The 14896-nt window shown below is 49.7% G+C and carries 12 protein-coding genes; 7 read left to right on the top strand and 5 right to left on the bottom strand.

The features are described from left to right. The first annotated feature begins 23 nt into the window (after positions 1-23). From HF894_RS00865 to HF894_RS00840, 6 genes are all read left to right on the top strand, one after another. Positions 24-1361, top strand: a complete 1338-nt coding sequence (locus tag HF894_RS00865) for an MFS transporter (protein WP_204968691.1) — start codon at positions 24-26, stop codon at positions 1359-1361. A gap of 111 nt (positions 1362-1472) precedes the next feature. Then, positions 1473-2012, top strand: a complete 540-nt coding sequence (locus tag HF894_RS00860) for an RNA polymerase sigma-70 factor (RefSeq protein WP_021847972.1) — start codon at positions 1473-1475, stop codon at positions 2010-2012. Between the two features lie 339 nt (positions 2013-2351). Then, complete coding sequence (locus HF894_RS00855) at positions 2352-2780, top strand: hypothetical protein (protein ID WP_204970765.1); 429 nt, start codon at positions 2352-2354, stop codon at positions 2778-2780. Positions 2781-2790: 10 nt separating this feature from the next. Further along, positions 2791-3678 carry a FecR family protein gene (locus HF894_RS00850; RefSeq protein WP_204970764.1) on the top strand — a complete coding sequence of 296 codons (888 nt, stop codon included), beginning with the start codon at positions 2791-2793 and terminating at the stop codon, positions 3676-3678. Beyond that, on the top strand, positions 3675-6416 hold the full coding sequence (locus HF894_RS00845) for a TonB-dependent receptor (RefSeq protein WP_246593090.1): 2742 nt from the start codon (positions 3675-3677) through the stop codon (positions 6414-6416). Before HF894_RS00850 ends, HF894_RS00845 begins: the two co-directional genes overlap by 4 nt. 24 nt (positions 6417-6440) lie before the next feature. Next, positions 6441-7604, top strand: a complete 1164-nt coding sequence (locus HF894_RS00840; RefSeq protein WP_204970763.1) for a DUF4249 domain-containing protein — start codon at positions 6441-6443, stop codon at positions 7602-7604. Here the strand turns inward: HF894_RS00840 and HF894_RS00835 are convergent. Beyond that, positions 7593-9029: a CCA tRNA nucleotidyltransferase gene (locus HF894_RS00835; protein WP_204970762.1), complete on the bottom strand. Its 1437-nt coding sequence runs from the start codon at positions 9027-9029 to the stop codon at positions 7593-7595. The two genes, HF894_RS00840 and HF894_RS00835, sit on opposite strands and share 12 nt — an antisense overlap. Before the next feature lie 118 nt (positions 9030-9147). Between HF894_RS00835 and HF894_RS00830 the strand changes: the two genes are divergently transcribed. Continuing rightward, positions 9148-9975, top strand: coding sequence for a hypothetical protein (locus HF894_RS00830; RefSeq protein WP_204970761.1), 828 nt, complete (start codon positions 9148-9150; stop codon positions 9973-9975). Positions 9976-10070: 95 nt separating this feature from the next. On the opposite strand, the gene fucP is transcribed toward HF894_RS00830, so the two are convergent. The 4 genes from fucP to HF894_RS00810 all read right to left on the bottom strand — a co-directional run bounded on the left by fucP (position 10071) and on the right by HF894_RS00810 (position 14780). After that, positions 10071-11381: an L-fucose:H+ symporter permease gene (fucP, locus tag HF894_RS00825; protein WP_204970760.1), complete on the bottom strand. Its 1311-nt coding sequence runs from the start codon at positions 11379-11381 to the stop codon at positions 10071-10073. 21 nt (positions 11382-11402) lie between these two features. After that, entirely contained in the window at positions 11403-11792 is a 390-nt protein-coding gene (locus HF894_RS00820; RefSeq protein ID WP_075317600.1) for an L-rhamnose mutarotase, read from the bottom strand. A 141-nt stretch (positions 11793-11933) separates the two neighbouring features. Further along, positions 11934-13709, bottom strand: a complete 1776-nt coding sequence (gene fucI / locus HF894_RS00815) for an L-fucose isomerase (RefSeq protein ID WP_021847961.1) — start codon at positions 13707-13709, stop codon at positions 11934-11936. 87 nt (positions 13710-13796) lie between these two features. Next, complete coding sequence (locus tag HF894_RS00810; RefSeq protein WP_204970759.1) at positions 13797-14780, bottom strand: GntR family transcriptional regulator; 984 nt, start codon at positions 14778-14780, stop codon at positions 13797-13799. Positions 14781-14896: the final 116 nt, after the last annotated feature.

Here is a 14896-nt window from a genome sequence, read left to right as displayed (position 1 = left end):
CATTAACAAAGACTTTTATTCAGATGACAAAATTCTCTCGCGCGTTCTGGACAGCCAATGCTTCCGAACTGTTTGAACGTATGGCCTATTATGCCATCTTTATCGTGATCACCCTCTACCTGTCGAACACACTTGGTTTCAACGATTTGGAAGCCAGCCTGATTTCAGGATTATTTTCGGGCGGGCTCTACTTCCTGCCGATGTTTACCGGCGCCTTTGCCGACAAGATAGGTTATCGGAAAGCTATCCTGATCGCTTTCACATTGCTGACCATCGGTTATCTGGGTCTGGGCATGCTTCCCCTGATGCTCGAATCGTCGGGGTTGGTCGTATATGGTGAAAAGACACAATTCACAGGTATTGAGCACAGCAACCTGCGTATGCTCATTGTACCTATCATGATAATCCTCGTTATCGGCGGCTCGTTCATCAAATCCATCATTTCGGCCTCGGTAGCCCGTGAGACGACATCAGAAACCCGAGCCCGCGGATACTCCATCTTCTACATGATGGTCAACATCGGTGCCTTTACAGGCAAATGTTTCGTCGACCCGCTCCGCTCGGTGGTGGGTGACGAAGCCTATATCTATATCAACTTTCTATCGGCCACACTGTGTTTTGTAGCGCTCATCACGATCTTCCTGTTCTTCCATTCGACCAATACCAGCGGACAAGGGAAAAGCATGGCTGAAGTATTCAAAGGTTTGGGTAAAGTATTCACCAACGGACGCTTACTGCTCCTGATTCTGATTGTCACCGGTTTTTGGATGATTCAGCACCAGATGTATGCCACAATGCCCAAATACGTAATCCGCATGGCTGGCGAAACGGCCCGTCCGGGTTGGATTGCCAACGTCAATCCGTTTGTCGTGGTGCTGCTGGTGAACCTCGTCACCCGACTGATGGCCCGCCGAAAAGCATTGACTTCCATGACCGTCGGCATGTTCCTCATTCCCCTCTCGGCACTGATTATGGCCGCAGGCAACCTGTTCAACGGTGATATTTTGGGCATGCACCCCATCACCGTCATGATGATTGCCGGTATTGCCGTACAGGCTTTAGCCGAATGTTTCATCTCACCACGCTACATGGAATTCTTCTCCCTACAGGCACCCAAAGGAGAGGAAGGATTGTATCTGGGCTTCAGCCATCTGCATTCCTTTCTGGCTTCTATCCTTGGATTCGGTCTGTCGGGCATATTGCTCACAGCCTACTGCCCCGACCCCGCTCTATTCTCCAGTACGGCTGAATGGGAAGCCGCTTCGGCCAACGCACACTACATCTGGTACTGGTTCACTGGTATCGGAGCCATTTCGGCCATTGCGCTTATCTTCTATGCGAAGCTGACACGTAAAGAATGACACGATAGAAGAGTACAGCGTTAAAGAAGGTTGAAAAAAAAGAAGGAATTGCTCGTTTCGCCATCAAAATCTATCTTTGCAGCCACATATACATGAAAAAAACTACGTGGCATGACCGAACAAGAAGTCCGAAGATACCTGCGACAAATGAAGGAAGAAAGCTCCGAAAGGGCTTTCAAGGGCTTCTATGACCTGACCTACGACCGCCTGTTCCGCATCGCCTACTACTACCTGAAGCACGAGGAATGGGCGCAGGAGGTAGTGCTCGACGTGTTCCTCACCCTCTGGAAGCAGCGCGACACGCTAGCCGCCGTGCAGAACATCGAGGACTATTGCTTTATCCTTACCCGCAACGCCTCGCTCAACTACCTGGAAAAAGAAACGCGTCAAAACGATTCCCTTTCCGCCGACCTGACCGAAAGCGACGCTTCCGACCCTTCGCCCGAGGAAAACCTTATCAGCGAAGAGCTATTTGCTCGCTACGTCAAGGCGCTGGACCGCCTGCCCGAACGCTGCCGAGAAGTCTTCATCCGCATCCGCGAAGAGAAGCAGAGCTATGCCCAAGTGGCCGAAGAACTGGGCATCAGTGTCAAGACCGTAGATGCCCAGCTGCAGAAAGCCGTCTCCCGCCTGCGGGATATGCTGAAATAAATCCTGTCCTCCTCCACCAGTCACAGCCCGTAAAGCCCGTTACCTTACAAGGAAACACCAGTTACCATCGGAGGAAACACTCGTTTCCATATACTGGAAACGCTCGTTTCCTACACGGGGAACAGCCGTTTCCAACCCTTGGTAACAGGCGTTTCCAGTACTGGGAACGACCTTCATCGGCTACGACATGTCTCAAGCTGCCCGTTTTCATGGCCAGAACAACGATTGGAACTTTACACAAAAACGCCACCCACAGAAAAAAAATCGTTTCCTGCGTAGGGAGTTTTCCACTTTCCGCTGTCTTAATGGTAAAAGGAACTCCATAAAAACTGATTAAACATGAAAAAAGCTATCCTTACCACAACCAGCCTTATGTTGGTATTGCTGGCTGTAATGAGCCTGACCGCGTGCGACAACCACAACGACAAGTATCCTAAAGACTACCTGGGATTTGAAAAGTTTCTGGAAAACTACACCTTTGAGCGAGGAGTGGAAAGTCGTGAAATAACACTGAAGGTAATTGCTGCCGAAAAAACAGACACCGAACGTAAAGCCACCATCAGCATCAAGAACCTACCAGGACGACAACCAGCCTACACATTACTGGATAAAGAGGTGACCATTGCTCCGAAAAAGAAGACCGCCCATGTACGCATACGGATATATCCAGCCAAAATCCAGAAATCGGACGAAGTCAGACTAACCTGCACGCCAAAAGACAAAAAAGTAAAAGCAACGACCATCACGCTGAAGCTGGCGGTCAAATAAGGAAACGCTTATGACAGAGAAAGACCCTTTTGAAACCCTGCTCGACCGACTTGTGGCCTCGACCCGCTCGCCTCGCGGCCGGTTCAGCGCCGCCCGTTCCTGGCCGTTGCTTCAGTCGCGGCTGAAAAGAACCAGCTTGCGACGTACCCTCTGGATGCGGGTGGCCGGAGCGGCGGCCATCGTACTGCTTTGCATAGCCGGATGGCAGGCCTACGAACAGCTCCGCCCCGTGGAAATGATGACGGTGACGGCACAGGCGGAGACGCGCACCGTCGTCCTGCCCGACCGCACGGAAGTCATCTTGAACCGCTACTCCACGCTGACCTACCCGAAAGACTTCCGGCGGGAGGCACGACGCGAAGTCTCCCTACAGGGAGGCGCCTACTTCGAAGTAGCGAAGGACCCGTCGCATCCGTTCGTGGTAGAAGCGGGCGAAGTACAGGTAGAGGTACTGGGTACGCATTTCAATGTCGAGGCCTATCCGCGTGACCGTGAGGTACGCACCACGCTGCTCGAAGGTTCCGTAGCCGTCAGCCTCCCCAGCCGGTCGCAACGGCTGGTACTGACTCCCAACGAACGGGCCGTCTACCACAAAAGCAGCGGTAGCCTGACGCAAGAATCCCTGCCCAATGCCGCCGACGACATCAGCTGGAGCCACGGCCAGTTGAGCTTCCAGAGCCAGCCCTTGCATGAAATCGTCCGCCAGCTGGCCAACACCTATCAGACGGATATCCGCATCGCTGACCCGACGCTGGCCGAATACCGCCTCACGGCCACCTTCGACATCAGAGAAGGCCTGACACATATCCTCGACCTGCTGCAGGCCGCGGCCGGATTCACCTACCGACAAGACAAGAACCAAAACATCATCCTACAAACTAAACTTAACCACCCATGAACTATTCTGAACCAAGCTGTTCCCACCGCCCCCTCAGGCTCCTGCTCCTGATGGGCGCGGTGTTGCTTGGAGTCTGCCTCCAAGCCCAAAACCCGCAAGCCCCCATCACAATGGACATCCGCAACGCCACTCTCCGCGCATTGGTGTCGCGACTGGAGAATGCCACAGATTACACCTTTGTCTATGGCGACGAAGTCAGACTCATCCGCCGCATCGACCTGAAAGTACAGAAGCTCACCATCGGCCAAGTGCTGGAACAGGCCTTCAGCGACCAGCCGGTAGAGTTCGAAATCTCGGGCAAACACATCGTGTTGCGCAAGCGCGAGATGCCCCGCAAGCGCGAACGCCGCCGCTTCACCGTGAGCGGGTACGTCACCGACGCCGCCTCGGCCGAAACGCTGATAGGCGCCAACATCCTGGACAGCCGCTATGCCGTGGGGACGGCCTCGAACGCCTACGGCTTCTATACCCTGACCCTGCCCGAGGGTGAGGTGAGCCTCTCGTCCTCCTACCTGGGCTACGCCACACGGACCGATCGCTTCCGCCTGAAGGCAGACACCACGCTGAACATCGCCCTCAACACACACAATGAGCTGCAGGAAGTAATCGTCACGTCGGAAAAGCGGGAGGCGAGCATCAATGCCACTAACATGGGTGCACACGACATCCCCATGACACAGATACGCCACACTCCCTCCATCCTCGGCGAGGCTGACGTACTGAAAACCATCCAGCTGATGCCGGGCGTACAGGCAGGCATGGAGGGCTTTGCAGGCATGTACGTTCGTGGCGGCACGCCCGACCAGAACCTGGTGATGCTGGACGGCATCCCCGTCTACAACGCCGACCACCTGTTGGGCATCTTCTCGGTGTTCACGCCCGAAGCGGTGAAGAACGTCACCCTCTTTAAGAGCAGTTTTCCCGCCCGCTACGGCGGCCGCTTGTCGTCTGTGGTCGATGTGCGTACCAACGACGGTAACATGAACGGCTATCATGGTACCCTCAGTATCGGCTTGCTTACTGACAAATTTCACATTGAAGGCCCCATTCGAAAGGAACGCACGTCGTTTTCGCTCAGCATGCGCGTCACACCCAGCATCCTGCTGCCTAAAGGTATCAAAACCACAGAGAATGGAAGCAATGGCAAAGACATCGACCGATATAACTATTATTTCTATGATATCAATGCCAAGGTGAACCATAAGTTCGGCGACAGCGACCGCCTGTTCCTAGGCTTCTATCGGGGCAAAGACCACTACCGGTACGACAACGAATTCAGCAGTACGCCCACCCTATCCGACATCACTTATCAGAAAGACATCAGCCAGACCCGCCTGAACTGGGGAAACCTCATCGGTTACACTCGCTGGAATCACATATTTAGCAATCAGCTGTTCAGTAACTTCACTGTTTCCTACAACCAGTACCGCATGAGTCTGAACGAAACGTCGGAAGATCGTACCGATTATCAGGGAAAACTATACGACTACCACCGATATCGCTCGGAGTTCCGTTCGGGCATTCGCGACTGGAGCCTGCGTGCCGACTTCGACTTCACACCTTCCACCCGTCATCACATCCGCTTCGGTAGCGAGTTCATCCATCACCTGTTCACGCCGGGTGTATCAACCTCACATATCGGCAACATAAACGATGGCTCTGCCCGGCAGGACACCACCTATGCCACCAGCAGCAACCTTCCGCAACGGGGCATGGAACTGTCGCTCTACGGAGAAGACAACTGGGAAGCTACCGGCCGGTTCAGCCTGAACCTCGGTATACGAGCCTCGTTGTTCCACACACAAGGCAAGAACTATCTGTCGGTACAACCCCGCATCTCCGCCCGTTACGACTGGGGAAAGGGCATCGCTACCAAAGCCTCCTACTCGTGCATGGCCCAATACGTCCATCTGCTCACCGCCACTCCCTTCTCCATGCCTACCGACCTGTGGGTACCCATCACCCGAAACATACGCCCCATGTATGCCAACCAATACTCCGTCGGCACATACTATACCGACCTGCCCGGCTGGGAATTCTCACTGGAAGGTTACTACAAACAAATGCGACATATTCTGGAGTACCAGGACGGAGTCTCTTTCTTCGGTACCTCCACCCATTGGGAAGAAAAAGTAGAAATGGGCCAAGGCCGCAGCTACGGACTGGAACTGATGGCTCAGCGCACCATAGGAAACACGACAGGCTGGCTTTCGTACACACTGGCCAAGAGCGAACGCCGCTTCCCAAACGGCAGTATCAACCACGGCCGATGGTTTCCCCACAAATACGACCGGCGGCACAGCCTCAACCTTTGCGTCAACCATCGCTTCAGCAACCGTATCGACGTAGGTGCCTCATGGATCTTCTACACGGGAGGCTGCCTCACCATCCCCGAACGACGGACAGCCATCGTCAAGCCCGACGGTAGCACCGAAGAAACCGACTACATATCGGGACGTAACAACTACCGTCTGCCCGCTACCCATCGCCTGAACCTAGGCGTAAACTTCAACAAGAAGACCAAGCACGGCATGCGTACCTGGAACATCAGCCTCTACAATGCCTACAACGCCATGAACCCCAACCTGGTATATACCCAACGGAAGCAGTTGACCAACAGTTGGGTCAATAACGGTCAAGGAGGCGCCATACAAATAGATTCAAAGTCAAGAACCGTCATCAAGAAACTGACCATCCTGCCATGTATTCCCTCCGTAACCTATACATACAGATTTTAAGAACTACATTCCCTACAAACGAATATGAAACAAAAACATTTATTCTTTATTATATATACAGTAACTCTTTGCGGATTATTGTCATGTGAAAACGAAATTCCCTATAACCCTGAAATGAAACAACCCTGCCTCGTCATGAACGCTCTACTCGAAGCAGGAGAAGGTAAAACAAACGAAGTATATCTATACCTAAGTACAGGCGACAATTTGGACAAAGTAAATGACGATGCCATACTCACCCTTTACGTCAACGGACGACTCACCGAAACTCCCCAAGCTTTCAAACCGGAAGACATCTATCCTTATCCAGGAGAATGGCTCTCTCCGGAAGATTACGAAACGCTATTAAAAAACATACATTACAGAAAATATCGCCTATCAACTCCCCTGCAACCCGGCGACCTCATCCGTCTGGAAGCAACAGCCCAAGGTGGAACCCTTCGGGCTGCGGCAGAAGTACAGGTTCCCCAACCTCCCCAGGATTTCCGTGTGGACACCTGTACCGTCCCGATCAACATGGGCAGCGGCATCGTCACTCCCCATCGTCGTTACCTCGTGACAGTGAATGACATAGCCAACGAAATCAACCATTACCGACTGGACATCCGTAACCAGTTTCTGGTGCGCTACCACATCTACGAATACCTCAGGGACGAACAGGGAAACTTCATCGAAGACGAAAACCATAACCTGATATACACCGAACGCGACAGCCTGGCCACCCAAATATACAGCGACCTTGTCAACCGCGAAGACATCATCCTGACCGACGGCAACATAAGTCATTCACAGGAAGATGAAGACAACCTGATGTTTCCCCGCATCGAGAACAAGTACAACATCTTCACCGACAACCGTTTCCGCAACAGTTCGGCCACGCTCAAGGTATACACTCGCCTCTACGATGACTTTACAGCCAATGCTCTCCACGGCATTACCTACGGCAAGACATATTGTACCCAATCCATCCACATCCGCCTGCTCAACCTGACAGCCGACTATTACCGCTACCTGAAGGCCCTGAACTGTCTGGATGATGATGACTACGACACCACCCTGATGGAACCCGTTTCCTTACCCTGCAACGTCAGTGGAGGAATCGGATTTGTAGGAATTGCTACGCCACGCGAGGTGGTGATCACTTTCCCCGAACGGCCATGCAGAAATACTAGTTCCTCATCCCTCTGACACCTTTAATCCCATCTTCTCTGCCCGTTGGAGCATAAACTGACGGGCAGCCTCATATTCGTTAGGAATAACACCGTCAAGAATGGCATCTTTGATGGCACTTTTCAAAGCTCCCACCTGCTGACAGGGAGAAAGGCCGAAGGTACGCATAATCTCTTCACCACTGATAGGAGGCTGAAAGTTGCGGATGCGGTCGCGTTCCTCCAAATCTTTCAATTTCTGACGTACCAACTGGAAATTGTCCAAGAAACGCTTCTTACGCTCAGAGTTCTTTGACGTAATATCCGCCTCACACAAAGTCATCAGGTCATCAATGTCATCACCTGCCTCAAAAAGTAGTCGGCGAACAGCAGAATCCGTAACCTCTTCATCAGCTATCACGATCGGACGCATGTGCAATCCCACAAGTTTCTGTACATATTTCATTTTCTCATTCATAGGCAGCTTCATCTTGCGGAAAATATTGGGTATCATCTTCTCGCCTATAAAATTATGGTTATGGAAGGTCCAACCCGCACGCGGATCCCACCGCTTCGTAGCAGGTTTGGCAATGTCATGCAACAAAGCCGCCCAACGCAACCATAAGTTATCAGTCTTACGACTGATATTGTCAAGCACTTCCAATGTATGATAGAAATTGTCCTTATGTGCCCGCCCATTACGAGTCTCTATTCCTTGCAGAGCCACCAATTCTGGAAAAATCAGTTCAAGAAGTCCACTTCTGTCCAAATCAATAAAACCTTTTGAAGGGATCGGCGACAACATAATCTTATTCAATTCGTCTGCGATACGCTCTTTGGAAATAATTCCGATGCGTTCCCTATTACGACAAAGCGACTCAAATGTCTCATCATCAATATAGAAATTGAGTTGCGTGGCGAAACGGATACAACGCATCATGCGCAACGGATCGTCACTGAACGTAATGTCAGGGTCGAGTGGTGTGCGAATGGTGCGTTCCTTCAGATCATCCATTCCACCGAAAGGATCCACCAATTCACCATAACGCGCACTGTTCAAACAAACAGCCAGGGCATTGATTGTAAAATCGCGCCGGTTCTGGTCATCTTCCAATGTGCCGTCTTCGACGATAGGTTTCCGTGAATCGTGTGTATAAGATTCCTTGCGGGCACCGACAAACTCAACCTCCGTTCCCCGATATTTCAACTGTGCTGTACCGAAGTTCTTGAACACGGATACATAAGCTCCACGTCCCAACCGACGTCCTAATGCTTCAGCCATGGCTATTCCACTACCTACCACAACGACATCAATATCCTTTGACGGACGTTGCAGGAATATGTCACGCACGTATCCACCAACGACGTAACATTCCAATCCAAGTTCATCGGCCGTTTCAGAGATTTGTTTGAATATCTTAGCATCGAAGCGCTGCTTCAGTTCATCAGCTGTCAGTTCAATCATAATTCAGTCTGTTTGCATTTTAATGGTTTCGCGGCGGCAAAGATAGCGATATTATTTCTATTTTTGTCGCGACAAGGACAACCACATTGTAACATCCATAAAAATTCAGATTACATATATGAAAAAAATTATCATTCTGGCATGTCTTTGCAGCACATTGGTTGCATGCGAAAACGTAGAAAAAAAAGCCGCTCTAAAACTGGCCGAAGCACGTGCCGCCTTCGAAGCCGGCAACTACAACGAAGCGAAGATGCAAATAGACAGCATCAAAATACTTTATCCCAAAGCCTTCGACACCCGCCGTCAGGGTATCTACCTGATGCAGGAAGTCGAACTGAAAGAGCAACAAAAGACACTGGGATATCTGGACAGTATGCTAACTGTAAAACAACAAGAGTTCGAAGCCATCAAAAGCAAATTTGTCCTGGAGAAAGACACAGCCTATCAACGCATCGGACATTACCTGGTGCCCGCACAAGTCATTGAACGAAATTTGCACCGCTCCTTTCTGAGATTTCAAACAGACGAGACAGGTGTAGTCAGCCTGACATCCATTTATTGTGGTAGTTATAACATCCACCACACAGCCGTAAAGGTAACCGCACCCGATGGTAACTTCACGGAGACTTCCGTTTCACGTGACAGTTACGAAACCACCGACTTGGGAGAGTATATCGAAAAAGCGGATTATAAATTAGGAGAAGACGGAGGTGTCATAGCTTTTGTGGCAGCCAACAAAGACAAAAACCTTCGCGTTGACTACAAAGGTGAGCGTTCCTATACAACCCACATGCTACCAGCCGACCGCCAAGCTGCATCCGATATCTACGAACTTGGCAAAACGCTTTCTGCCATCACCGAAATCAAGAAAAATATAGAAGAAGCCAACCTAAAGATACAATTCATCCAAAAGAAAATGACAGAACGAAAAACAGAAACGAAATAAATACCATTTCTGTTTTCAAAATGAGGATGTATCAAAATGAAGTGAAGCTATTTTGATACATTCTCATTTTTTATAACGACTTTCCTCCCACCAGCCTACCATCTGTTACGAATCGTACGATAGCCATACCACGATATGACGATAAAACAGATAAAGGGAAGAAGGAAAGACAGATTAACTGCTGGGAAACCACCGACAGTCTTCATATCAATTACAAGTGCCTGCAACGGAGGCAACACAGAGCCTCCCAATATAGCCATGATCAGACCAGCCGCACCAAACTTGGCATCTTCGCCAAGCCCTTTCAACGCAATACCATAAATGGTAGGAAACATCAGAGACATACAAGCCGAAATGGCAACCAACGAATACAAGCCATAAATATTCTGCAAGAAGACAGCCCCCAACGTAAACACGCCTCCCAATACAGCCAAAATCATCAGCAAGCGGCCTGCATTCAGATAACGAAGAATAAAGGTGCAAACAAAACGACTGATACAGAAGATGACCATCGCCACAATATTATATTTCTGCGAAAGGATTTCTGCCGCCTTTTCTTCCATACCTTGCGACATGAAAAGATGCGTACCATACTGGATAATGAACGTCCAGCACATGATCTGCGCACCTACATAAAAGAATTGCGCAATGACACCTTCCCGATAGCGGGATTGTGTAAAGATACGCTTCAAGGTAGGAACAAAATTTATATTGTGGTTTTCCTCCCCATTTTTAGGCATCTTGACCAAACGGATCAGTATCAACATCAGCAAGATAACCAGACCAATGGCCAGATAAGGAGCAATCAGCACACTGAGATCACTATCTTTGATCGCCTCAAACTCCTGCTCGTCCAAGAGAGCACGATCGGCCGTATCGAGTGGATGAAGACGCGCCTGAATAAAGTTCATAGCCACATACATTCCCGCCAACGATCCAATCGGATTGAAAGACTGGGCCAGATTCAGCCTTCGAGTAGCAGTTTCCTCGGTACCCATGGAAAGGATATAGGGATTGCAACTGGTTTCCAAGAAAGAAAGTCCACAGGTCAAAATAAAATATGCAATCAAGAAAGGATAATACTCTCCTGTCATCTTGGCGGGAAAGAAAAGGAAAGCTCCGAAAGCATACATGCCGAGCCCCAACAAGACTCCAGCCTTGTACGAATACCTGCGGATGAACATGGCAGCAGGAAAAGCCATGGCGAAATATCCGCCATAAAACGCTACCTGCACCAATGCACCATCGGTAGCACTCATACGGAAAATTTTGGAGAAAGCCTTCACCATCGGATTGGTAATATCGTTGGCAAATCCCCACAAGGCAAAACAAGAAGTTATCAACACAAAAGGAATCAGGTAACTTACGCCGTCCTTTGAAAGAATGGAAGCTTTATCGGTTTTCATGGTTTCTTATCGGATCTATTATTACTCATATAAATGGAACATCCGTTCCATCAGTTTCCATTTCCCAGCAGAGCTGGCTTGAGGATCAGCCTGCTGAAAGACTGACATATAGGCCTCCCATTCACGTTGTCTGGGCAGTGTGTCCAGCCGGGCCATCGCCGTATCCCAATCGAAATCGAGCGGCGTCTCTACGATCATAAAAAGACGTGTGCCCACTATATATATTTCCATTTCCAGAATACCCACTTCACGAATGCCCGCCAATATTTCCGGCCACACTTCCGCACGGCTATGGCGCTTCCGATATTCGGCTATCAGTTCAGGATTGTCACGCAAGTCAAGTGTCTGGCAATATCTTTTTACAGGTACATGATAGGTCTGTACACGATAACCCTCTTGAGGAGTGTCCATGATGTTCTCGTTTTTTTAAATTCGATTCATTAATATGATAGAAACAAAGCATTGCTTTCGTACGGACAAAGCATCGTTTTCTACTCAAGAAAGCAATGCTTTCATCCGACAAAAGCAAGACTTCACCCTAACGTGTTATTTTTATTTATACAAAGGTCCATATACATTGCATGCGCGATAGTCGGCGCCTTCCTTGTCCATGCCGAAAGCATTCCATGCGGCTGGACGGAAGATCTTATCGTCTTCCACATTGTGCATGCAGACGGGTATACGCAACATAGAAGCCAGCGTAATCAAATCCTGACCAATGTGGCCGTAGCTGATGGCACCATGGTTGGCTCCCCAGTTGTTCATAACCGAATAAACATCCTTGAAGGCAGGTTTGTCACACAAACGAGGAACGAACCAAGTCGTAGGCCAAGTCGGGTCGGTACGCATATTCAGCTTCTCATGGATTTCGGGATCGATGTCCACCGTCCATCCTTCTGCTATCTGAAGCACAGGGCCAAGGCCTTTGATCAGGTTCAGGCGCATCATCGTGACAGGCATGCCGCCTTTGGACAGGAAGTTGGACGAGAAGCCACCGCCACGGAAGTAGTCACGGTCGGCAGGATACCAAGTCGTAGCCTTCAGGCAGTTGTCCACATCGGCCTGAGTCATGTTCCAAGGCTCCTTCATCACAGGATTGCCTGCTTCGTCCACCGACTGGCCAGAACCGTCCAACGTCGTAGCACCAGAATTGATCAGATGGATGATACCGTTGGATGCCAACCCTGTGAGTTCCTTACCCGTCACACGCTTCACAGCCTCAGGGCTCCAATACGTACGCACGTCGGAGAAGATCTGTGCACGATTGGTCAGCAGATGGCCGAAGAGCATGGCTACGCCGTTGCAGGCATCGTTCTCTGTAGCCACCACAAAGGCTTCGCGGATGCCATTCCAGTCGAAGGAAGTGTTGAGCAGTGCCTCTGGATAATCGCCGTTGGGATAGAAGTCGGTCCACTGGCGCTGGCCTTGGAAACCTGCGGCGATGGCGTTGTGTCCCAATGCCTCTTCCTTGAAGCCCATTTCTTTCAGTTTCGGATTGCCCGTCATCAGGTCGCGCATGATGATCATCATCTTTACGATGAATTCCCAGTCAGCATCTTTCTGCTCACGCGTCTTGCGTTTCTCAGGACGGTTCTTGAAGTCTTCACCTTCGTTCACCTTGCAATATTTCTCTGTCCATGCCATCGCCTTGGCATACTCTTCCTTGTCATAGATACCTTCCGTCATGCGGCGGATGATTTCGGTCAGGTCAACCGACTCGTTGCGCATGCCCAGATACTCCTGGAAGAAGTCTGGATTAACGATAGAGCCTGCGATACCCATAGACACGCTACCCATAGAAAGGTAAGACTTGCCACGCATCGTAGCCACGGCTTGGGCGGCACGTGCAAAACGAAGTATCTTCTCGGCCACGTCGGCAGGGATCGTGTTGTCATCCAAGTCCTGTACATCATGGCCATAAATGCCAAAAGCTGGAAGGCCCTTCTGAGCATGACCAGCCAATACGGCAGCCAGATAAACGGCACCCGGACGTTCTGTTCCGTTGAAGCCCCACACGGCTTTCGGATAATAAGGATTCATGTCCATCGTCTCGGCACCATAGCACCAGCAGGAAGTGACGGTAATGGTAGAGCCTACGCCTTCGCGTTCGAATTTTTCAGCACAAGCGGCACTTTCGGCCACACGACCGATGGTACCGTCGGCAATCACACACTCTACGGGGCTGCCGTCGCCATTCTTCAGGTTACTGCTGATCAACTCGGCCACTGCTTTTGCCAAGCTCATGGTCTTTTCTTCCAAACTCTCGCGAACACCACCCTGACGACCGTCGATGGTCGGGCGGATACCAATTTTAGGATACTTTTTCATAAACTGTTCTATTTAATTCTTACAATATCATCTATATTTATTCATCCATTTTCCTACACTGAACTGTACTGAAAACACTTCAAAAGATCAAAGTGAATTCCGAAGCCGGACTTCCGTAGGCAGATATTTCTGCACCACCGCATTGTCCAGCACAAAGCGAGCCACTTCATTTCCCATCTGCTGCCAATCGATCGTCAAAGCCGTAATCCCCTCGTCGATCACTTCATAAGAAGGAATGTCATTATAAGCCAGCAGACCGAAATCCCTTCCACACTTCAACCCGGCCAGCCTTCCTTGCTTCACCACTTTCACTACGTCCTGTTGCTTAATTGCCAAATAGGCCGTATCTTTCTCCACTTTCAAGTTTTCGACATCTTCCTCTACACTTCCGGAAAGGTTATAATCCTGACAGAAACGAAAGAAATAGTCCTTACTGCTCTGAGGATGCTTCAAAGAAGAAGGAAAAAGAAATACAAACTTCCGATACGAAGAAAAGCGGTCGTCCAAACGTTGCAAGGCACCATAAAAAGATTCATCAAAGTCCTGACAAACATAAGAATACCGTTCTTTTTCAAACTTCCCAAAATCGAGCAACAAGAGACGGGCAGGACTGATTTTATTCAAGGAGGCGCTGAATCTTTCATTATCAAAATTCATCACAACATATTTGTTGTACTTTCCGACAGACTCCCGAACGATTGTACTGAAAAGACGTTCATTATACTGATGGAAAAGCAAATCCACCTTATAATTGACTGGAAGGTGTTTTGCAAAACTATTGTATAACATTTCCTTGAAAGGAGTATATTGGTCAAGCAACAACAGCACATTGGTGACTTGGCCTGTCACAAAATAACCCTTGCGAGGAGTCGAATCGATGATACCTCTCTCCCTCAAATCACTGAAAGCCTTGAAGACCGTATCACGCGACACTCCGTACCGCCGACTCAACTCGTTGATGGACGGCAAAGAATCCCCTTCAAGAAATTCCCGCATGGAAATTGCCTGGCTGATCAGGTCCGCCAACTGGGTAACCTTACTCGATTGCTGTCCGAACAATTTAGCGTCCATCGCACCTGTTTACTTGAATCCTTTTCTGTACTGAACTATGCTGATACAAAGGAAACAAATATTTCGGAAAGGAACAACCTAAAGGCTATGTTATGCAACATAAGAGTTTTTGTTTT

It is taken from the genome of Caecibacteroides pullorum (assembly GCF_019239235.1).
Classification (GTDB): domain Bacteria; phylum Bacteroidota; class Bacteroidia; order Bacteroidales; family Bacteroidaceae; genus Bacteroides; species Bacteroides pullorum.
Note: the sequence above shows the minus strand (reverse complement) of the source record. Positions and strands in the feature narration are given on the sequence as shown.

Coding starts and splice junctions, on each gene's coding strand:
- HF894_RS00850 (WP_204970764.1), top strand. CDS start 2,791: ATGACAGAGAAAGACCCTTTTGAAACCCTGCTCGACCGACTTGTGGCC.
- fucI (WP_021847961.1), bottom strand. CDS start 13,709: ATGAAAAAGTATCCTAAAATTGGTATCCGCCCGACCATCGACGGTCGT.
- HF894_RS00860 (WP_021847972.1), top strand. CDS start 1,473: ATGACCGAACAAGAAGTCCGAAGATACCTGCGACAAATGAAGGAAGAA.
- HF894_RS00835 (WP_204970762.1), bottom strand. CDS start 9,029: ATGATTGAACTGACAGCTGATGAACTGAAGCAGCGCTTCGATGCTAAG.
- HF894_RS00855 (WP_204970765.1), top strand. CDS start 2,352: ATGAAAAAAGCTATCCTTACCACAACCAGCCTTATGTTGGTATTGCTG.
- fucP (WP_204970760.1), bottom strand. CDS start 11,381: ATGAAAACCGATAAAGCTTCCATTCTTTCAAAGGACGGCGTAAGTTAC.
- HF894_RS00830 (WP_204970761.1), top strand. CDS start 9,148: ATGAAAAAAATTATCATTCTGGCATGTCTTTGCAGCACATTGGTTGCA.
- HF894_RS00840 (WP_204970763.1), top strand. CDS start 6,441: ATGAAACAAAAACATTTATTCTTTATTATATATACAGTAACTCTTTGC.
- HF894_RS00820 (WP_075317600.1), bottom strand. CDS start 11,792: ATGGACACTCCTCAAGAGGGTTATCGTGTACAGACCTATCATGTACCT.
- HF894_RS00865 (WP_204968691.1), top strand. CDS start 24: ATGACAAAATTCTCTCGCGCGTTCTGGACAGCCAATGCTTCCGAACTG.
- HF894_RS00810 (WP_204970759.1), bottom strand. CDS start 14,780: ATGGACGCTAAATTGTTCGGACAGCAATCGAGTAAGGTTACCCAGTTG.
- HF894_RS00845 (WP_246593090.1), top strand. CDS start 3,675: ATGAACTATTCTGAACCAAGCTGTTCCCACCGCCCCCTCAGGCTCCTG.